The organism is Streptomyces mesophilus, from assembly GCF_040300965.1.
GTDB classification, from domain to species: Bacteria; Actinomycetota; Actinomycetes; order Streptomycetales; family Streptomycetaceae; genus Streptomyces; species Streptomyces mesophilus_A.
In genome coordinates, this window is sequence record NZ_JBEPEW010000036.1 from 45,200 (window position 1) to 64,248 (window position 19,049).

A 19,049-nucleotide genomic window follows, 5' to 3' on the forward strand; every position below is an offset into this window, starting at 1 on the left:
CGCGCCCGGGACCGGGGTAGTGATCCGTCGAACGGCACCTGCCGCACCGGACCAGACAACTCTGGTGCGGTACCCGCCTCCTGCAATGACGCGGTCGCCTCCACGATCGCCGTGTTCAGGATGCACAGGCCGAGAGTGAGTCGGCAGCGCTGAACTCCACCCGCAAGCCGACCTGTTCGCCGTCGGCGTCGTCGCCCTCTGCTTCGTCCAAGGAGGACATCTCGACACGCCCGAGCTGGATTGGCCCGCCGAACGAGGCGAACACACCGCTCGGCTCGACAAGTGCGGCCATGCGTGACCAGTGGCTCTCCGGGTTTGTCCAGTGCAGTGCTGCCGCCGCATAGATCAGCCTGTAGTGCTCGCCCGGTCGCAGGTCCTCGAACGCCGCCTGCAGTGGCCGGACGTTGGCAGACTCTTGCTTGCGCAGCTCACAGAGCACGGCCCCGTCAGGGTCGGTCGCGGTCACCGCGACCTCCCGTTCAGCGAACAGACGGGTTGCTTTGCCGGTGCCAGCGCCGATCTCAAGGGTCGTGTGCGCCGGGTGACCCGCGTGCGCCATCACCATGTCGAAAGCTCCAGTCGCCTTTGCCGCCGGTGGCTTTGACCCAGTCTCCGTAGTAGTGGCCGGCAGTGGTGGCGACGATCCGGGTCCGGGCGTGATGGCCGTCGCCGAGCGTGTCCTTGGCGTTGGTGTGGCCGGTGACGTACCCGGAGTAGATCTCCGCCACCATCCACCCCTGGGCGCCCTGTCGTCGAGCAACGCGCATCGCGTACCGCCACTGCCGCGTGCGCCGGACCTGTGTGCAGTAACACCGCCACGATGCCCGTCGCGGCAGCCGGCACACACCAGGCAGACGGGAACGCGTCGGCCCTCCTGGTCCCGCGTGCGGTGTTCGTCGTAGATGACATTCGGTGGCCAGCAGCCAGTAGCCACTTGCTGCTGGCCGTGGTGGCGTGAGGGGATGGGTGGTACGCACGGCCGCCCTGACGCACTGCCCGCCTGACCGGCCGGCCGCCCGGCGGTGCGTCAGGGCGGCCGTGCACGGTGTGGTCGAGGGTGTGTCAGTTGTACTGGATGGTCGTCTTCTTGATGGTCTTGTCCCACGTCATCCGGCCGCCGGCGAACAGCTGCCGGTAGCCGACACCACTTTTGAGTTTCCACTCGTCGCTGGTCGGGAAGCCCAGCCGTCCTTGCTCCCACCCCACGGTGGCGTACGTCTTGAGCATGGCGCCGGCCACGATGTGTGCGCCGGTGGCCCGAGACCAGTACAGGACGCCGCCTTCGAACCGCTGAAAGACACCTCCTTTGGTGTGGAGGGCGTCGGACGTGGGGCACTTGAGCCGGCCGCCCGGGCCGCCCGTCGCCTGCCACTTGGGAGCGAAGGATCCCTTGACCTCATGAGCGCAGGCGAAACGGGAGGTGACCTTCTTGGTCTTCTTGTCCCAGGTCAGTGTGCCGCCCTGGAATTCCTGACGGACCGTGCCGCCGGTCTGCGGCTGCTCGTCACTCTCCGGCAAGCCCAGGCGTCCGCTGTCGGCACCGAGTGTCCGGTACGCGGCGAGGAAGGCGCCCCACACGGGGTGCACGCCGGTGGTCCGCGACCAGTACAGCGTGCCGTGTTCGAAGTCCTGCTTGACGCCGGTGACGGTCCGGGTGTGCTGGGAGGCGGCGGTGGGGCAGCCCAACCGGCCTTCCTCGCCGCCGGCTTCCTTCCACTTCGCCGCGAAGGCACCTTCGGCCGGCCAGTCGCAGTCCGGGCGGGTCGGCGCGGTGCGGGTCCCGTCGGTCAGGCCCGCGGTGAGAGAGATCCTTCCGGGGTGACGTGCCGGATCGAGGTCTGCGAGGGTGAACGGCTCGGCCTCGGCGGCGCTCAACACGTGCGATGTGGCAGGGGCGTCGACGCTGACCAGGTGACGCCAGGCTCCGTCGTCCCTGTTGCGGCCGTACATCTCGTACGTCTTCACCTGGCCGGCGCCACTCAGCGGCGCCCGCCAGGAGACGGTGATCTGCCTGCCGTCACCCGTGCTCACGAGCGAGTGCGGTGCCGCGGCCTGGTTGTAGCAAGTACCGGGCTCCATCAGGAACTTGTCCTCGAGGAGCTTGATGGTGCTGCGCCGCTCTGCGCTCAGGGCGTCGACCATGCCCCCGACGCCGGGGGCGAATTCGGCACCGCCGAGCTCGTGACAGGTCGCGTACGGGCGGGTGCGCTTGGAGATCGAGGGATCCTGTTGCCCGGCCACCCAGTCCTTGATCATGGGTGGGACGGAGCCCCATGACATGTAGAGGGGGTCCTTCGCCGTGGCGTCCGCCGCGAGCGTCGCCGTCGTGGCCGACGGCGGGTACAGGAACGCACGGCCCTGCGGATCCGCCGCGTGACCACCGGCGGCCCGCACGTGCGCCATCGGGATGGCGGGGCCCGCACCGAAGAACACCGGCACGCCCGGCTGCCCCGGCTTCGGGTTGACGATGGGCCCCCTGTAGCCCGGGTTCGGACGGTACTCGACTGCCTTGGACCACGTCCCTGGTTTCTCGAGCAGGAAAGCACCCACGATGAAGCGGGGCTGGATGCCTCCTACGAAGGCGACTTCGGACTCGTCGTTCATCGCGTCGCCGTTGAGGACGGCGTCGACGAGAATGCCGCCCGGCGCGTCCACGACATAGATCCACGTGCCGAAGTACTTCGCATGACGGCTGCGATACGAAGCGCTGGACAGAGCGCTGTTGGTCACGTCGATCCCCGGACGGATCTTGAGGTTTGCGTCGCCCTGCATGCCGCGCGGCTGCACCCCGTCCCGGAAGACCGTCTCAGGCACGGAGTGACTGCCGGTGCCTGTGCCTCGGAACGTCAGCGCGTGGTCCGTGCGCCACTGCAGCGTGTGGCTGCGGTTCTGCGCGATGAGCTGGGTCAGGTCCACACACAGCGAGGTCGTCGTGGTCAGCCAGTCCTGGTACCACTGCTGCGAGGTGAACTCACGCTGCTTGCTCCCTGGCAGCTTCGCCAGCCACGGCGGGATTTTGCCCGGCCCAGGCGCGCAGACGGGGGGCAGGGGATCGGCCGCAGCCGTGTGAGCGGACCCCGCCGCCGGCGCTGCCGCGAGCAAGCCGGCCAGCGCGGCCAGTGCCAACGCGCAGGCCGGCAGGCCCTGCCGGGCCAATGAGGTGAACGATGTCATGGACCTCAATGAAGGCCGCGTCGCCAGGCAGGGAAAGACACCACACCGGCATCGCCACCACAACGACCCGAGTGGGTTCGCCCCGCTCGGACTTCTCCGCGCTGGTCGCGGCCGTGGCACGGCACCGGGTCGACCTGCCCCGCCTCGGTATCGACTCCGATGCATCCTGGCGCGCGGCCGCGCTCCTGCAGACCCCTGGTACTGCTGCGCCAGCTGCCCGCACACAACGTGCGCATCGCCATCGCTTACATGCACGCCTCGGGCGAGGGCCTCGATGCGCCGTACGCGCCGTACGGCGAACTCGTCGAACTCGCCAAGGAGGTGATGACGGTCGAGGCCGACGTGTTCGTCACAGTCCTCCTTCTGGTTGCCGTGGGGTCTGGGCCCGGTGTCAGCCGAGGACTGTGCCGGTGGATGTGGTGGGTTGGCGGCGGCGTGAGAACGCGCTGAGGTTGATGGTGTGGCCGGTGTGTTCGCAGGTGTGTGTGAGTGGGCTGTGGTCGTGGTCGTGTCCGCTTTCGACGCCGTGGATCAGGGTGGTCATGAGTCGTCCGACCAGTGGGGCGTTTTTGAATTGGTTGCCGCTGGTGCCGATGGCCACGTAGAAGCCGGCGAGTTCGGTTCGGTCGTAGATGGGGGTCCAGTCGTCGGTGACGTCGTATACGCCGGCTACACCTCGGGGTTTGTTGGGGACGCGCAGGCCGGGCAGTCGGCGAGCCGCCCGTGTCACCTGCGTCCTGAACTGCGACACGGTCGGGAGGGGGTTTGCGTCGTCCGGATCGTCGAGCCATTCGAGCGGGTCGCACTCGGGTTCCGTGCCGCCGACGAGCAGGAACTCCCTGCCCTCGGGCCGTATGTATGTGCCGAGGTCCATATCGGCCAGCACCGGTAGGTGATGGTTGTCGCCGTTGTCGTGGTAGTCGGCGGGGGCTGCTACGTGGTGCACCTCCTGGCGCAGCGGTCGCAGTCCGATGGTGAAGTCGCCGCCCACGTCGGCGAGCCGGTTCAGCTGCCCGGACCAGGGGCCGGCCGCGTTGACGATCACCGCGGCGGACAGTTCGGTTCCCTCCGCGAGGCGCACCCCGCGCACGCGTCCCCCGCGCCGTATCACCGCGGTGACCTGGGTCTTCCAGCGGAAGGCGGCTCCGTGCCGCTGGGCGGCCGCAGCGAGGTTGTGCGCGGCGAGTTGGGGGTCGTCGACAAAGCCTCCGTCGGGTGTGTGGAGAGCGCCGAGCCGAGCGGACGCGTCGGCGAAGAACTCGTCGTCGTCCACGGGGCGGGGTGGGAAGTACTGGCCGGTGTCCAGAGCGGGCAGCCGCTTCGACAACTCTTGTGCGTCCCATTTCTCGTACGGGACACCGATGTTGTCGAAGTGGCGCGTGAACAGGGCAGCGGGTGCGAAGTCCACGTCCAGCATGGTGACGCCGCAGCGGTGGAACGCTGCGAGGGGTTCACCGGCGGGCGCTTGGAGATGGTCGCGCCATGCCTCCCAGCAGTGACGGGACTCCCACGCGGCAGTGACGCCCGCGATCGTGGGATAGGTGAAGCGGACCACGGCGCTCGAGGCGCTGGTGGAGCCGTTGCCCGCGCCGCCGAACTTGTCGACCACGACCACCTGCAGGCCGCTTCGCGCCAGTTCGAGGGCGATGGAGGATCCGATGACCCCGGCCCCGACGACGACTACGTCTGTGCTCTCACCCATGTTCCAACCCACCTTCTTCTTGCCGGATCAGACGGTTCCTGCGGCGGGTCGCCGCGCCGCCGTTGTTCAACGTTCCGGACGTGATCGTGGAGCGGACCGGTCCTCGTTCATGCGTAGGATCAAGGTGAGCGCGTCCTGCGAGAGGGTTCCGGGAGTGAGGAGTTCCTGCAGGAGGAGGCCGCGCATCGCGGCAATGGTGACGGTGGCCAGCTCCCGTGCTTCCTTCGGCTCGAGCCCTTCGCGTTCCGCGAGGGAGGACAGCATCGCGGTGAGGTCGTCGATCGACTCCACGAACTCACGGAAGTCCTCGGGGGCGTACGCGGCCAGTCCGACGACGTGGAAGAAGCCGCGCACACGCGACAGTTGCGCCGGCCGGGTGTAGGTGCGCCAGATCGCCCCGACGAAGTCGTCGAAGGTGCCCTCCTTGGCGGTCTCCAGGAGTGCCTCGTTGTCACGGGATCGCTGGGCCGTGAGCAGGGCGGCCAAGACGCCCGGGAGCGACCCGAAGTGGTAGCGCAACAGGGCGTGGCTGGTCTCGATCCGGGCGGCGATCTCGCGGAGCGACATCTCGGGCGGGGGAAGGGCCTCGCCGAAGGCGTCGAGAAGCCGTGCCAGGAGTCGTTCGCGTGCGCCGCTGTTGCGTTGCGAGGTTGACAGGATCACACCCGCAGTTTATCCATTGGAAAAGATGGTTCGCAACGGCGGAGGATCGACGATGGGATCTGCTCATGTGGTCGGCGCGACGGTCATCGACGGATCAGGGCGCGATCCCAGCCACCTCGACGTCACGATCGAGGACGGCCGCATCGCCCGAGTCGGTGCCGCCGGCGCGCACGGCGAGCGACTCGATGCCGAGGGACTGACGATGACGCCCGGCCTGATCGACGCCCACGTCCACCTGGGCCTGTCGAGCCCGATCCAGCCGCACTTCTCGTTTCAGATCAGCGCCGCCGAGATCGCCGCCGACATCTTCGCCACGGCCGGCGCGACGCTCGACGCCGGTTTCACCACGGTGCGTGACACCGGCGGGATCGACGGCGGTGTCGTCACCGCGATCGCGAAGGGCAAGGTCAGAGGGCCTCGCGTGCTGTCGTGCGGACCTGTTCAATGCCAGATCGGAGGGCACGGCTACTACGGAGCCGCATGGGAGCCCACCGAGCTGTGGAGCAGGCACCACATCCCGGGCCTGTGCGCCCTGTCGATGATGGCGGGCAACGCGGATGAGCTGCGGCACAACGTCCGTGAAGCCTTCCGGCGCGGAGCCTCCTTCTTGAAGCTGTGTGTGACCGGCGGTGTGGTGAGCGGACATGATCGGCTGACCGACACCCAGTTCACCGTCGAAGAGATCGCTGTCGCCGTTCAGGAAGCTGCGGCACGCGGCACCTATGTGACCGTCCACGCCCACAACAACGAGGGCATACGCCATGCGGTCGAGGCCGGGGCGCGCTGTGTCGAGCACGGCACCAGCCTCGACGAATCCACAGCGGCCCTGATGGCTGGCCGCGAGGTTGCCCTCGTGCCCACGTTCGCTGTCGTCGAGCAACTGCTGCACGACACCGCCGGAACGGGTCTCGCCGCCTCGATCCGCGAGCGGGCCGAGGGCGTACGCGAGCAGATGGCGCAGGCACTGGCTGTCGCCAAGCAGGCCGGCGTGCGGATCGGGCTGGGTTCCGATCTCATCGGCCCGGCCCAGGACGGGCGCGGCACAGAACTCAGCCTGCGCGCAGCGCTCGAGACGCCGATGGAAGCGCTCGTGGCGGCGACCCGGACCAACGCCGAGATCCTCGGCCTGTCCGGCCAGGTGGGCGTCATCGCTCCCGGCGCGCAGGCAGACCTCGTGCTGTGGAACGGCAACCCGCTCGAAGACCCGGAACTGTTCTCCGACCCCACCAACGCCGTCCTGGTCATGCAGGCCGGCCGAATCGTAAAGGACCTCAGATGAGCACCATGTGGCAGGGCTGCCTTCCCCACACCGATTACTTCGAGATGAGCTCCAGCGGTGGGCACGACTACGGAGTCTGGGTCACCACGCCACCGCGCTACGACCCTGCCACGGCGCAAGCACCCGTCGTGTACGTACTCGACGGCAACTGGGCCGTGGGCATGACCGCCCCGCTCATCGTCACGCAACTGGACCCCATGCAGCCGGTTCAGCCCTACGTCCAAGTCAGCGTGGGGTACGCGGGAAGGGAAGCTGAGCACTGGGAGCGGCTGCGCAACCGCGACCTCGTGCCGCCCGGCGAACCCATCGCGAAGGAGTTCGTCGATGCGGTGGAGATGGGGGTCGAGGCGGGCTCGATGACGCGCGAGCAAGCCGACGCCTACCTCGCCGAACTGAGCGACAGCCGCGGGGACTTGTTCCTGAACTTCCTTACCGACGACCTGCACCCGCGGATCGCACGCGACTACGGCACGGCCCCGAGCGGTCACGGCCTCTTCGGTTATTCCTACGGCGGGCTGTTCAGCCTCTATGCCTGGGTCACCAAGAGCACCTTCTTCGAGAGCATCGGTGCGGGCAGCCCCGGCATCATCAATGCGGACAGTCAGGTCTTCGCTCATCTCGAAGCGATGGGTGACGCCCTGCCCGACACCAAGCTGCACGTGACCTTCAACGAGCAGGAGATGCTCGGGGACCTGGCGGTCTACCAGAACCTCACGCAGAACACGGCCGCGTTCCTTCACCGCCTCACCTCACGCGGCGGATCCGTCACCAGCGCACTCATGCACGAGACGCATGTGACGGGCCTGCAGGCATCGTTCCTCAGCTACCTCAGGACCTGCCGCGCCCAGTGAGATTGGACGCCGCAACTCTCCTTCCGTCCCAAGCGAGTCGACTTCTTTTGGAGGTGTGCCGGTGGCCGAGCGTGAAACCGTCAGCAGCGCGACACGTCCTGCCGTAGGTATCGCCGAAGCACTCAGGCAACGGCTGCCCGCCGGCCGGGTCGTGACTGATCCGGACATCGTCGCCGGCCTCTCCCACGACCAGGCGGTGTGGGCGCCTGTCGGCCGAGCGGTGGCCGTCGTGCGCGCCAAGAGCACCGACGAGGTCCAGACCGTGGTGCGCGCGTGCCTGGAGCAACAGGTCCCGCTGGTTCCACGCGGCGCCGGTACGGGACTGTCGGGCGGCGCCAATGCCGTCGAAGGAAGCGTGATCCTCGCACTGGACGCCATGGACCGGGTGCTGGAGGTCGACGAACTGGAGCGCCTCGCCGTCGTACAGCCCGGCGTGGTCAACGACGACCTCCGCACCCATGTAGCGCCGCTCGGCCTGTGGTATCCGCCTGACCCCGCCAGTTCGCCCTGGTCGACCCTGGGCGGAAATGTCGCGACCAACGCCGGCGGAGTGTGCTGCGTCAAGTACGGCGTCACCCGCGACTATGTCCTTGCTTTGGAGGTCGTGACCGGCACGGGTGAGGTGGTCCGGCTCGGGCGCCGTACGTCGAAGGGGGTCGCCGGCTACGACCTTGTGGGCCTCATGGTGGGCGCCGAGGGCACTCTCGGCATCGTCACCGAGATCACGGTCCGACTGCGACGCCTGCCTCCGGTCGGCGTGAGTGTCATCGGCTACTTCGACAGTGTCGCGCAGGCCGGTGACGCGGTGCGTGCGACGGCTGGTGCCGGGCTGCGGCCGGCCGCGCTGGAACTCGTCGACCGGCACTGCCTGCGCGCGGTCGACGCCTGGAAGAACATGGGGCTGTCCGCCGAGGCGGACGTGGTCCTCCTGGCCCGCTTCGACGACGAGGGCCACGCCGCCGAGGACGGCGCCCGCCGGATGGTCGACTGCTTCCGCCAGGCCGGCTCGAGTTGGGCGGACCGGTCGCAGACAGCGCAAGAGGCCGAGATGCTCTTCGCGGCCCGCCGGCTGGCCTTCCCCGCGCTCGAGCGGCTGGGACCGGTCCTCACGGAGGACGTCTGCGTGCCCATCGGAGCGGTGGCGGACATGCTGGCCCGCATCGACCAGACCGCGGAAAAGCACCGGATCACCATCGCCAACATCGCGCACGTCGGCGACGGCAACCTGCACCCGCTGCTGGTGACGGAACACGGTGACGCGGCGGCTCAGGACCGGGCCCGCGCGGCGTTCGACGACATCATCGCGGACGCCCTTGAACTGGGCGGCACGGTGACGGGTGAGCACGGTGTGGGACTCCTCAAACGGCCCGGCCTCACCCGTGAACTCGGCCCGGCCGTCCTGGAGATGCACCGCGCTGTGAAGCGTGCTCTCGACCCGGCCGGGATCCTCAACCCCGGCAAAGTCTTCGGGCCCACATGATCCCTTGGCCGAGTATGGGATCCAGCTTCAGGGCCGTTGCATGGGGCCAGTCGGTCTTGGCGGTCAGTGGGAGTTCCCAGCGGCGACCACTCGGTGGGGAGCGATCTGGCCGCCCGTGGTCACGTTACGTTCCCGGATGGTTCAGAGGGTGAGGAAGTAAGGAGCGTGATGACGAGGGCGGCCCCCTGGCTCTGGGGGGGAGGTGACCTGGGGTTTCGACCAGCCCGACGGCGGAGCTGCCCTCGCACGGCCTAAGGCTGCTCACGGGAGCGCAAGGGGACCGTTGAGGCGGGAGTCGTAGTCGAGTTCCCAGGCAACGTATAAGTCTTCCGGGGTCTCCTCGAGGGAATTCGACGGTGAGATCGCCGAGTTCCTGCAGTTCCTTGCCGTCGACGAGGCTGAGGTCGATGTGGGGCAGCGTGTTGATGCGGCGCGCGACCAGAGCGAAGGTGACCTTGAAGTCCGGGACTGGCGGTGTCTCGACCACCGGACTCCCCACCATGGCCGGGGCGTTCGGAGTGGAGTCGAGAAGGCCGGCGTGATGAAGGAGCCGGGCGGTGCGGAGGCAGTCGTCGGGGGCGTGGTGAAAAGGGAGGAGCGCGGCGGTCATCCGCGGCATCCTGCTACGCAGCTCGGCGACGATGTGGGTTTGCTGCTCACCGTTGAACAATGGCTGCCTCGTCCGCCGTTACGCCCTGTTCACGTGCGGTGCCCCTCGACGGTCGTCGCTTCGCCGAAGCGTACGAAGCCGGTGAATCGCGGCGCGAACGCAAGCTCGGCCTGATCGCCGAGCGTTTCCCGGATGCCCGCCGTCACAGCGTCGTCCGGCTGTCCGAACACCTCGAAGTGCTCCACCCGGCAGTGCTCCATCACGTCTTGGATGTAGGGGTCCGATAGCTTCCAGTGCTCACGGACGGCGTCCGAGTCCTCGTAGAGCTGGAAGCTGTGCGCGAGGCTTTGTTCCTCGTCGATGAAGACCTCCACCATGAGCTGGGGCCCGTGCTGCTTAACGAAGCTCACCGCCCGGTCAATGGCGCACCGGAACTCCTCCAGGTGCCCCTCGGTGATGCGCATGGTGTTACGGAAGAGAAGAAAACTGCTGTCTGGTGTGTTCATGGTTCAAGCCTCCTACCTCAACCGCACTTGAGATCAAGCCCCTTACGGATCCCGCCAGGCTGTCCTCGATCGCCTTCCGAACCAAGGGAAGGTTGAGCGCGTGCGATCCAAGGTTGAGTACCTGTACTCATGTCCTCTTGGGCCTGATTCCGTCAGCATCGCCTCATGCCTGCGTGGTGGTGGTCCGCGGATATTGCCCTGGCGGTCGTGCTCGTTCTGCTGGACGGGGCGGCTCTCGCTGTGTTCTGTATTGCGGAAGGCATCAAGAAGTGGGCAGCCGAGGGTGGCCACGTTGAGGGCGCGGACCGGCGGTTGTGGATGGTCTTGACGATTGGACCGGCTGGCCTGGCGGCGGTCAGTTACGCGACGTTCCAGGCAGGGCTGCTGGTGACTGCTCTCTCGCAAGCCTTGATCGGCCTGGCCTTGCAGCTTCCTCGGGTGCTGGCCGCTGCCAGTCTGCTCAAGGCACAGGACACCTCGGCGAGGGCCGTCACGGCCTGGCTCAGGTCGGGCTGGATGCGGCAGTGGGTGCCCTGGCGCAGGCGTTGTTCGCCCTGTACCTGCTCCACGCACAGGCTCGCGCGGCCGACCCGGACGGGTAGACCGCAGGCCGCTCACGTTCAAGCACTCGATCGTGGGCTGGACCTGGTGTGCATCTGCTGCGGTCGGCCGCCGGATCCAGGAGCACGTAGTTTCATCGCAGTGAGCGTAAAGCGGGCAGATGTTCCTGAGCTGGCGCAGGCCGTACAACCCTGGCAGCAGGCGGTGAGTCTTCCCAACGCGTGATCATCGAGCGGCTTCTGGCCGGGAGGGGAGCAGACGCCCAGTGAAGGACGCCACCCCTGTCCCGGTGACTGGACCCCCAGGAGAGCGTGCCGCGGCGATCCATGCGGTTCTCGTCCGCGCTGGGTTGCTGCGCCAGCTTCTACAGCTCGGTCACGATGCGCCTGCGCCCGCTCCGGCCGCTGAGAGTCAGACGGAGGCCGTAAGGCGAACAGTGTGGACGATGCGGTCCCTGCGACGTCGGACAACGAGCCCTTAGCCCCGTGCGGGGTGCTGAGCGGCTGGGCGAAGTGCAACACCAGGGCCTTGGCTCCGGCAGCACCGGTAGTGCGGGGGCAGCGTCCTGCAGATCGGGGATTTCGTCGTACTTGAAATCGTCTTCGGTCTTGTGCGTGATCGCGCTAGCGATCGTCCGTATGTCGTTGCTGGTCCCTGCCCATGGCTCGGGCCAGCTGTCCCAGCGTTCATCGTCCTTGCCGAGCGTCCTCCTCGACGCCGGCCGGGTCGGCAGGCAGGGGCCCGTAGTGGCGCAGGTAGTCACGCAACTGGGGCTCGGCACTGGACAGTTCATTGTCTTGGAGCGCGAGCCAGAGGCGGTTCTCGATCCAAAAGCGTGCGGCGAACTCCTCGAAGGACGGTGCGCACCAGGTGATGGCGGCTGTCTGCTCCTTAAGGTCATCGAGGTCGGTACCCGTGTAGTCCCCGTCGCGCTGCGCCTCGTACACGTCCTCGTAGTCGAGGTAGGACTCGACCACGAACGTCTCTCCTGTGGGGCGGAGGTAGAGGTACCAAAGGACACAGTCCTGCTGGTCCCGCAGAAAGCGCACCAGGAAGGCGCCGGGCTCGACGGGGCTGGGCAGAGGTTCCGAGATATCGGTCCAGCAGCCGGTCACCGACACTTCGTCCAGCGTGAGGGCCAGTTTCGAGTCTGAGTGGTAGGTGACGAAGTCCCGTGGCAGCGTCACGCCCTTCGCGCTCAGATCCTGTGCCAGGCGGCTGAGCGCCGCGACCTGTTCGGGAACCAGTTCACCGGGGCTACCGAGCCATTGGAAGTCGCCCGTGAACCGAGCTGGCTCGAGCGGCGGGAGGCTCTTGTACGGGTAGCGCTCGTAGGTAGCGGCGCAGGCGCGGTACGCACCCAGATCGGTAGCGCACCACCCAGCCTCGAAGCGGACCGAAGGCAGGCCGGACCGCGATTGCTCACCACGCATTTGTCCCCCAGAAGATCGTAAACAGTGTTGCGGACCGCAGCATCGCACCCACCACTGACAGGGGTCGGCATACGAGTGCGAGAGCCGCGGCCTTGCGCCGTGCTGGCGACTCTGTCCATGTGGAGGCAGGTGGGATGTTCACGCGTACGCCGACATGTGGCGAAGGTGCGCTGGAGGCGCTCAGTTGCGGTGGGTGGCCGCGTCAAGGATGCGGTGGCGTTTCCACAGGCGCCGGGGCCGGCCGCGGCCGTGGGTGGTGTGGGCATCAGGTTGAGCGAGGCTGGGGATCCGTCCCTGGGCCAGTGCGCTGGTGAAGCTGGCGGTGGTCGAGTAGCCGAGCAGGGGAGCGGCTTCAGACGCGGTGAGCAGATCCTCGTCATCGCCGGAGATCGCTGCCGACGCCTCGAGCGCTTGTGGGGCGCGGGTTTTGGGACGCGTGTTGCCTTTGCCGGGGCGGGCCTCGGCCCAGTCGAGGATGGTGCCGCGCTTCCACCAGTGGACATTAGGCCGGCCGGCAGCCCTCGGCCGGCCGGTCAACGCACCGGTGTGGTCGGGTGCGGGGAAGTAGCCGGGCCGGTCCTGCAGGTACGCATGGATGGTGGTGGCGTGGCGGTAGCCGAGGAGCCGCGCCACTTCCGCGGTGGACAGGAGCTCGTCGCGATCGCCTTCCGCACCGTCCGTGACCAACACCGGCTTCCGCTGTGTGGAGCGCTGCGTGAACCAGGCGTCAACGGCGACGCGTTCAAAGACCTGCCGGCGGCCGTCAGTGTGGTGGACGGCAGGAAATCCGGTGGTGTCGCGGTCGCGGACCCATTCGCTCAGACGGGACCGGGAGATCCCGAACTCCGAGACGATCTCACCGGCGGTGATGAACACGCTGGGCGCCATGGGTTGTTCCTTCTCGAGGTGCCGGCACGAACCAGGAGATTCGATAATAGGCAAAAACTGGAGTGGTGAGAAGGAAGCCGCCTCACGAACCAGGGCTGCCTTTCACCCCGTCGGTCGGTAGGGTCCGGCACAGCCTGTGCCGGGCGGGAGTGTTCAGGCGAGGCCCGGCGACCCCCAGGCACGCTCTGAGGTGCAGTTCCGCCGCCGTAGATCCGGTATGTGCTACGGCCGTTGTGCATATGTGTCCGTTATCGAGGGTCTGCACCGAATGCGGTTGTGTTGGGGGGCTTGAGGGGCGGGGCCGTCGGTGTCCGTCGCCGGCCAGGCTCTGGCGCCTGTGGGGGTGTGGGTTATGGCCCCTGGTTCTCTGTGACGGGTAGGCATTCGGTGAGGAGGTCGACGAGGTCGCGCCAGGCGCGTTGCGCGTGTTGTGGGTGGTAGCCGACGCCGGGGACGGTGGGGTGGTCGACCGGCGGGTGGTGGAAGGCGTGCAAGGCGCCGCCGTAGACGGTGAGGCGCCAGTCGACGCCCGCGGCCTGCATTTCGGCGGTGAACGCGTTGTGTTGCGCGGGCGGCATGATCGGGTCTTGCGATCCGACCCCGGCCCACACCGGGCAGCGAATGTGTGCTGCCTCGCCCGGCCGGCCGGTGGTGGTTGCGTTGACTGTCCCGATCGCGCGCAGGTCGGCGCCGGCGCGTCCGAGTTCCAGCGCGATGGCGCCGCCGGTGCCGTAGCCGACGGCGGCTATCCGGCCGGGATCGGTGCGCGGTTGGGTGCGCAACACCTCGAGCGCCGCGTGGCCGATGCTCCGCATCCGATCCAGGTCGGCGAGCAGCGGTATGCAACGCGCCAGCATTTCCTCGGGGTCGGCCAGATAGCGCCCGCCGTGAAGGTCGAAGGCCAGTGCTGTATATCCCAGCTCGGCGAGAGCGTCGGCCCGGTGGCGTTCGACGTCGCTGAGCCCCATGCCCTCTGGTCCGAGCAGGACCGCGGGCCGGCGGTCGACGCCGGCCGGGACAGCGAGGTGCCCGATCATCGTCAAACCGTCCGCGGGGTACTCGACCGTGCGCGTCTGGATCGTTGTCATGAGAGGGGACTGTAGGGATCGTCGTGCCGGGTCCGGACGGTGTTCTGCCGCCGGCAGAGCAGCGTGCGAGTACCGGGCCGATGCGGCGCAGTGGGGTTTGATGCCCGTCGTCAACTCGACCGTAAGCACCTGGGATTCGCGGATTCGCGGTGCTCGCCCCTGACCGCGACGGAGCATGGGCGAGCGGTGATGTGCGCCGTGGCTGTGCGCCGGTATTCGTTGGCCAGTCCCACCGGGTGCCGTGGTGGTGTGGGTGGTGTCAGCCGTAGGTGATCATGACGTTGATGCAGATGATCACGCCGGCGGCGAGGGCGGCGAGACCGATCACCGTACCGGCCATGTCCCGTCCCGGGACCGGCTCGGAGGCGGTGGCGCTCTCGGGGTCCTCGCTCGTGTAGTAGACGAGAGTTTCGTCTCCGACGGCCCTGCTCGGCGGCCCGCCGGCTTCGGTGAAGCGCACTGCGCGGCCGTCGGCGGTGAAGTCGTATGCGTGGTACTGGATACGGCGGGGCATGTCGTTGATCGTCTGCACGCGGACGTAGGCGCGCACGACGCGGGCCTGTGCGGTCAGTCCGCTCTGCCACGCTCTGCGCCGCTGCCTGGTCCTGCGCACGAGCGCGTAGCCGCCCCACAGCATCAGCGCGATGAGCAGCGGAAACAGTATGTGGAAGACGAAGTCCATGCATGATCCCCGTAGACGGTGCTGTCGCGCGTCCAGGCACGATGCGTCCTGGCGCAGGCGGGACCCTACCGGAGGAGCGGCCAGGCGCCTTTCGCCGCCCTAGGCGCCCGCGGCCCGGCGACAAACGGGTACTCGGGCCCGGCGCAACTGACGCGGGCCGTCGGCGCGTCCATGCAGGCGGCGGCGCCACCACGGCCAAGACCACGTGAACGGCGCCTGCCGGGATGGCGTGGAGCGAAGGAGACGTGCCGGACGTGTCGTGGAAATGGGTGATCACGGGTACGGTCGCGGCGGTGGCGGCCGCGGTTGCTGCGGCGCGGGTCAAGAGAGTGCTGGGCAACCCTTTCGCGCCGGCGGATCCCTTCGCGCAGGCGGAGAAGGAACTGGACACGCGAGACCGAGCGCTGCGCGAAGAGCACCCCGATACCGCGGCGCTCCGGCACCGGGCCCACTACCTGAGCGAGATCGGGGACCTGGCCGGCGCCGTGGAAATCTCCGAACAACTGCTCGCCGAACGGGTACGGGCACTGGGCGAAGACCACCCTCAAGTCCTCACCACGCGGCACAACCTGGCCAACCTGCGCGGCAGGTCGGGCGATGCGGCCGGTGCCGCCGAGGCCTTCGAACGGCTGGCGCTCGACATGCAGCGGGTGCACGGAGCCGACTACATCTACACCAGCCAGGCCCGGCGCGCCGCCGCCCGCTGGCGCCAGGAAGCAGACGGCGGCTGAAGGCGAGCCTGATGAGGGCTACGAGACGTTTCCTCGCGGCAGCGGAGGCCTTCACCACGATGCCCGTGGGGAAGGAGAACATCGGGTTCAGGGACCGCATGCGCCCGTTGCACGGAAGGCGCTCCCATCGCTGCCACCTGCTCGAGCGGAGACCATACACGGGCGGCGCGAGGGCCGACTCGTCGTCGGGACGCGGCGGCATCGGGGCGGTCATGGCGGTGCGCTGGTCCTTCGCGTCGAAGATCGGCGGGGCAATGCGGACCAGCACATGGGGGCGACAAGCGCGAGATAGGGCGCTTTGGCCCATCACGGATGAGGCTCAGGCCCAGTCCCAGGCCATGCCCCGGCCCTGCAGAAAAGGACGAGCCCCGACCGCTGACCGACCACGGTCGGGGCTCACTGCGTTCGACGCACGAACAGCACCCGCCGAGCCGCCCACTCAGGCCAGAGCGAAGAAATGGATCGGAGAGTTCGGCGTGAACCCGATACGCGGATACACCGGCGCCCCAGCAACAGTCGCATGCAACGTGGCACGAGTCAGCCCGGTGGCCCGACAGCCCTCGTACAGAGCCTTTCGGGTAACTGCTTCGCCATAGCCCCGACGCTGCCACTGCGGTTCCGTGGCCACCAGAACAACAAACAGACGACCATCCGCCGCGATCGTCCCCGCACACGCCACAGGCACCCCACCCCGCATCGCAAGGTACGCGTGCACCTCGTTCTTCCAGAGCACCGAGCCGACAACACCATCACGGCCCTCCTCGAGGGGAAAACCGTAACCACGCGCGTTGATATCCGCGTACGCCCGAAGCTGCTCATCGGTGCTCACACGCACAAACGTCAGATCCGGGTGAACAGGATCTGCGATAGGAAGAATGTCGCCCGCCATACCCGTGCCGCCAAAGGCGTACTGCAACCCCGACTGCTTGGCTGCCTCCTCCAACACACAACGGGCCCCGTCGTCGAGGAGATCCTCGAAAAGCCACAGAAACCCCGGATACTCCTTCGACCGCATGATCTCGACAGCCTGAGCCAGCCGCCGCCGAAGAAGATCCGAATCGGCACCCACCTCAGTCAAAGTGATCGCGTTCCAGAACGAAAACCTGCAGTCCGCCCACCGCACAGCGACACCCGGAAGATCACGCACATCCGCACCCGAATCCCTGTCGAGCACCATCGCACGCCAAGCCACCGCCAGCTGCTCCATCGACTCGACCGACGCCGCAAGACCCCTCATCGCATCTCCCCGCATGCTTGAGCACCTCATTCGTGCAAGACCACCGATTCAACTGCCGTATCAGTCCAGGACGTCCGGCTCCTGCTCGCGGAACATGTCATCGAGAAGCTTGAAGTTATGGCGCGCCATGTTCGCACTGCCGAACTGCCGGCGAGCCAGCCCCGCTTCCTCATCCGTCATACGGCGGGGACGCCCCGCAGCCTCGGCGAGCAACTGCATCTGGCAGGCCCGGTCCATCGAGATGAACCACCACGCGGCCTCTCCCACCGACCCGCCCACAGTGAGCAGGCCATGGTGACGCAGGATGGCAGCCCGACGACTACCCAGACGTGCAGCGACTCTGACGCCTTCGCTTTCATCAAGGACGAGCCCTTTGTACTCATCGAACAGAACATGGTCCTCATAGAAAACGCAGGACTCCTGGACCATCGGAATCAAAAGCCGGTCGAGCGAGGCGAAGGCCCGGCCATGGATGGTGTGCGCATGGGCCGCCGCCACGACATCAGGCCGCGCACGATGGATCGCGGAGTGGATCGAGAAGGCCGCCTTGTTCATGCGACGTCCACCCTCAACGACCTGCCCCTGCTCGTCGATGAGCAACAGATCACTCACCCGCATACGAGAAAAGTGCACAGCATACGGATTGACCCAGAACCGCTCCGGGAACTCCGGATCGCGAGCGGTCACATTCCCAGCGATACCCTCGTCAAAGCCATAGCGAGCAAAGATCCTGAACGTGACCGCAAGCTGCCTCTTGCGCTCCAGCCGCTCCTCCTCGAACGAGCCTGCCACGACAGACAACTCGGTGAGATCCAGCTCCGGTTCCTGTTCCACCAACGGCTCGACACCATCCCGCAGAGCGGAGTGCCGCCCTGTGGTCATCACCTCGCACCCCCTCGGGATCAGCGTGCACCGCACCAGCCCTGCCGCTCGCACATCGACAGGAAACCTCCACGCTCGCTGCCCACCGACACGGCATCAAGCCCACTTGACCCAAGATCAAGCAGCCCAAGCCAGATCCCAAAGCAACCCTCTGAACCCACTGCGTCCACGCACGCCCTGCTTTGAGCTCGGACTGCAGCGCCCCTGGAGCCGCAGCGTCACCAAATGCACTTCAGCCATACGGAACAGGCCATCATCCTCTACGCAGACGCAAACACAAGACCCACGAACAGCCGGATACACCCACCCCTACAAATGCCTGAACTCTTACAACACCAGTTCCCTAAAAGGCACCCAAAAAGCAATGAAAACACAGCAGTTTGGGTAGCATAGAAAACAACAGAACACGCCAGATGGGAGGTTAATGAAATGCCGGATAGGACAAGCGAGTTCGGAAAGTATGGCGCACGTGGCGTCAAAGGAAGTGACGCTGTTGCACGCCAGCTCGACAAACTCGCCGGCTTCATCGCCACCCCATCACCCAACGGCGCGGACTGATGGCGCGATTGAACTACCTCACCAAGACCCCACACGCCCGCCAAGCAGCCCGCACCGCCGGCCTGACCATCACCGACCGCACCCTGAAAGCCTGGCAGACCGGACGCCAGCAGCCCTCCAAAGCCAACCTGGAAAAGATCGAGACCGCCTACCGGACGGTACGTCGCCAAAACATGGCCCGCTACCTCCTGCAGCGCCTCAACAACCAGGGCGGGACTCGAGTAGAGATCCACCCACTCAACCAGTCCCAAGTCGACCGCCGCTTCCAACGCATCCTGGAATACCGCACCCTGAACATCCGTCAGTGGGACACCATCATCCGCGCCTGGGCCGCCGGCGACACCGGCACCCTGGACGAAGCCTGGGTGGATTCGATCGTGGACCTCGGCTCCCAATGGGGACAATACGAATACGTATCAGCTATCGGATTCGCCGCATAACAGAGCAATCCTTAAATCCCGTACCAGTCAACAAAATTGACAACCCGTCACCAACCAGGGAGCCTCCCTACCCCTTGCTGTGTCTTTAGTGAAATCTGCGGAGCAGATTTCACCGCGGAATTCGCGGAGCGAATCCTGCAGGCCGAATCGCGGAGCGATTCGAGCCACGGCCCGAAGGGCCGTAATTCCCTTGCGGAGCAAGGGAATTTGCAGCGCGGAGCGCTGCAAATCTTCCGCCGCGTAGCGGCGGCGCGTTGTCCTCGCGGAGCGAGGCGCGCGAGATC

At 67.0% G+C, this 19,049-nt stretch carries 17 protein-coding genes and 2 pseudogenes; 7 read left to right on the plus strand and 12 right to left on the minus strand.

Annotation, left to right across the window (positions count from 1 at the left end):
- Positions 1 to 115: 115 nt before the first annotated feature.
- The 3 genes from ABT367_RS15855 to ABT367_RS15865 all read right to left on the minus strand — a co-directional run bounded on the left by ABT367_RS15855 (position 116) and on the right by ABT367_RS15865 (position 3,174).
- A complete protein-coding gene (locus ABT367_RS15855; protein WP_352253615.1) occupies positions 116 to 565 on the minus strand; it encodes a class I SAM-dependent methyltransferase in 450 nt (149 codons plus the stop codon).
- Positions 522 to 731, minus strand: coding sequence for a hypothetical protein (locus ABT367_RS15860; RefSeq protein ID WP_352253617.1), 210 nt, complete (start codon positions 729 to 731; stop codon positions 522 to 524). The genes ABT367_RS15855 and ABT367_RS15860 overlap by 44 nt, the downstream gene beginning before the upstream one ends.
- Positions 732 to 1,062: 331 nt before the next feature.
- A complete protein-coding gene (locus ABT367_RS15865) occupies positions 1,063 to 3,174 on the minus strand; it encodes a scabin-related ADP-ribosyltransferase (RefSeq protein WP_352253619.1) in 2,112 nt (703 codons plus the stop codon).
- A gap of 50 nt (positions 3,175 to 3,224) precedes the next feature.
- Between ABT367_RS15865 and ABT367_RS15870 the strand changes: the two are divergent.
- Positions 3,225 to 3,522: pseudogene (locus ABT367_RS15870) on the plus strand (hypothetical protein); the annotation flags it as partial.
- 43 nt (positions 3,523 to 3,565) lie between these two features.
- Here ABT367_RS15870 and ABT367_RS15875 read toward each other — a convergent pair.
- Together ABT367_RS15875 and ABT367_RS15880 are read right to left on the minus strand one after the other, a co-directional pair.
- Complete coding sequence (locus ABT367_RS15875; protein WP_352253620.1) at positions 3,566 to 4,876, minus strand: NAD(P)/FAD-dependent oxidoreductase; 1,311 nt, start codon at positions 4,874 to 4,876, stop codon at positions 3,566 to 3,568.
- Positions 4,877 to 4,942: 66 nt separating this feature from the next.
- The gene (locus ABT367_RS15880; RefSeq protein ID WP_352253622.1) at positions 4,943 to 5,539 is read right to left on the minus strand and encodes a TetR/AcrR family transcriptional regulator; all 597 of its coding nucleotides are present in this window, start codon (positions 5,537 to 5,539) and stop codon (positions 4,943 to 4,945) included.
- 67 nt (positions 5,540 to 5,606) lie between these two features.
- Here ABT367_RS15880 and ABT367_RS15885 point away from each other — a divergent pair, with 67 nt between their 5' ends.
- From ABT367_RS15885 to ABT367_RS15895, 3 genes are all read left to right on the plus strand, one after another.
- On the plus strand, positions 5,607 to 6,818 hold the full coding sequence (locus ABT367_RS15885; RefSeq protein ID WP_352253624.1) for a metal-dependent hydrolase family protein: 1,212 nt from the start codon (positions 5,607 to 5,609) through the stop codon (positions 6,816 to 6,818).
- Positions 6,815 to 7,669: an alpha/beta hydrolase gene (locus ABT367_RS15890; RefSeq protein WP_352253626.1), complete on the plus strand. Its 855-nt coding sequence runs from the start codon at positions 6,815 to 6,817 to the stop codon at positions 7,667 to 7,669. Before ABT367_RS15885 ends, ABT367_RS15890 begins: the two co-directional genes overlap by 4 nt.
- Positions 7,670 to 7,778: 109 nt before the next feature.
- Positions 7,779 to 9,149 (plus strand): FAD-binding oxidoreductase, encoded by a 1,371-nt coding sequence (locus tag ABT367_RS15895; protein ID WP_352253646.1) that lies wholly within the window; start codon positions 7,779 to 7,781, stop codon positions 9,147 to 9,149.
- 699 nt (positions 9,150 to 9,848) lie between these two features.
- On the opposite strand, the gene ABT367_RS15900 is transcribed toward ABT367_RS15895, so the two are convergent.
- Complete coding sequence (locus ABT367_RS15900; RefSeq protein WP_352253628.1) at positions 9,849 to 10,265, minus strand: hypothetical protein; 417 nt, start codon at positions 10,263 to 10,265, stop codon at positions 9,849 to 9,851.
- A 165-nt stretch (positions 10,266 to 10,430) separates the two neighbouring features.
- On the opposite strand from ABT367_RS15900, the gene ABT367_RS41455 reads away from it, so the two are divergent.
- A complete protein-coding gene (locus tag ABT367_RS41455) occupies positions 10,431 to 11,051 on the plus strand; it encodes a DUF6234 family protein (protein WP_434975473.1) in 621 nt (206 codons plus the stop codon).
- 461 nt (positions 11,052 to 11,512) lie between these two features.
- Here ABT367_RS41455 and ABT367_RS15905 read toward each other — a convergent pair whose 3' ends face one another.
- From ABT367_RS15905 to ABT367_RS15920, 4 genes are all read right to left on the minus strand, one after another.
- Positions 11,513 to 12,259 carry a hypothetical protein gene (locus ABT367_RS15905; RefSeq protein WP_352253630.1) on the minus strand — a complete coding sequence of 249 codons (747 nt, stop codon included), beginning with the start codon at positions 12,257 to 12,259 and terminating at the stop codon, positions 11,513 to 11,515.
- A 180-nt stretch (positions 12,260 to 12,439) separates the two neighbouring features.
- Positions 12,440 to 13,147, minus strand: a complete 708-nt coding sequence (locus tag ABT367_RS15910; protein WP_352253632.1) for a helix-turn-helix transcriptional regulator — start codon at positions 13,145 to 13,147, stop codon at positions 12,440 to 12,442.
- 350 nt (positions 13,148 to 13,497) lie between these two features.
- The gene (locus tag ABT367_RS15915) at positions 13,498 to 14,235 is read right to left on the minus strand and encodes a dienelactone hydrolase family protein (protein WP_352253634.1); all 738 of its coding nucleotides are present in this window, start codon (positions 14,233 to 14,235) and stop codon (positions 13,498 to 13,500) included.
- A 259-nt stretch (positions 14,236 to 14,494) separates the two neighbouring features.
- Positions 14,495 to 14,917, minus strand: a complete 423-nt coding sequence (locus ABT367_RS15920) for a DUF3592 domain-containing protein (protein ID WP_352253636.1) — start codon at positions 14,915 to 14,917, stop codon at positions 14,495 to 14,497.
- 245 nt (positions 14,918 to 15,162) lie between these two features.
- On the opposite strand from ABT367_RS15920, the gene ABT367_RS15925 reads away from it, so the two are divergent.
- Positions 15,163 to 15,648: a tetratricopeptide repeat protein gene (locus ABT367_RS15925; RefSeq protein ID WP_352253638.1), complete on the plus strand. Its 486-nt coding sequence runs from the start codon at positions 15,163 to 15,165 to the stop codon at positions 15,646 to 15,648.
- A gap of 439 nt (positions 15,649 to 16,087) precedes the next feature.
- On the opposite strand, the gene ABT367_RS15930 is transcribed toward ABT367_RS15925, so the two are convergent.
- Both ABT367_RS15930 and ABT367_RS15935 read right to left on the minus strand, forming a co-directional pair.
- Positions 16,088 to 16,885, minus strand: coding sequence for a GNAT family N-acetyltransferase (locus tag ABT367_RS15930; RefSeq protein WP_352253648.1), 798 nt, complete (start codon positions 16,883 to 16,885; stop codon positions 16,088 to 16,090).
- Between the two features lie 60 nt (positions 16,886 to 16,945).
- Positions 16,946 to 17,767, minus strand: a complete 822-nt coding sequence (locus ABT367_RS15935; RefSeq protein WP_352253640.1) for a class II aldolase/adducin family protein — start codon at positions 17,765 to 17,767, stop codon at positions 16,946 to 16,948.
- A gap of 429 nt (positions 17,768 to 18,196) precedes the next feature.
- Here ABT367_RS15935 and ABT367_RS15940 point away from each other — a divergent pair.
- Positions 18,197 to 18,765, plus strand: a pseudogene (locus ABT367_RS15940) (transcriptional regulator).
- The last annotated feature ends 284 nt before the right edge of the window (positions 18,766 to 19,049 follow it).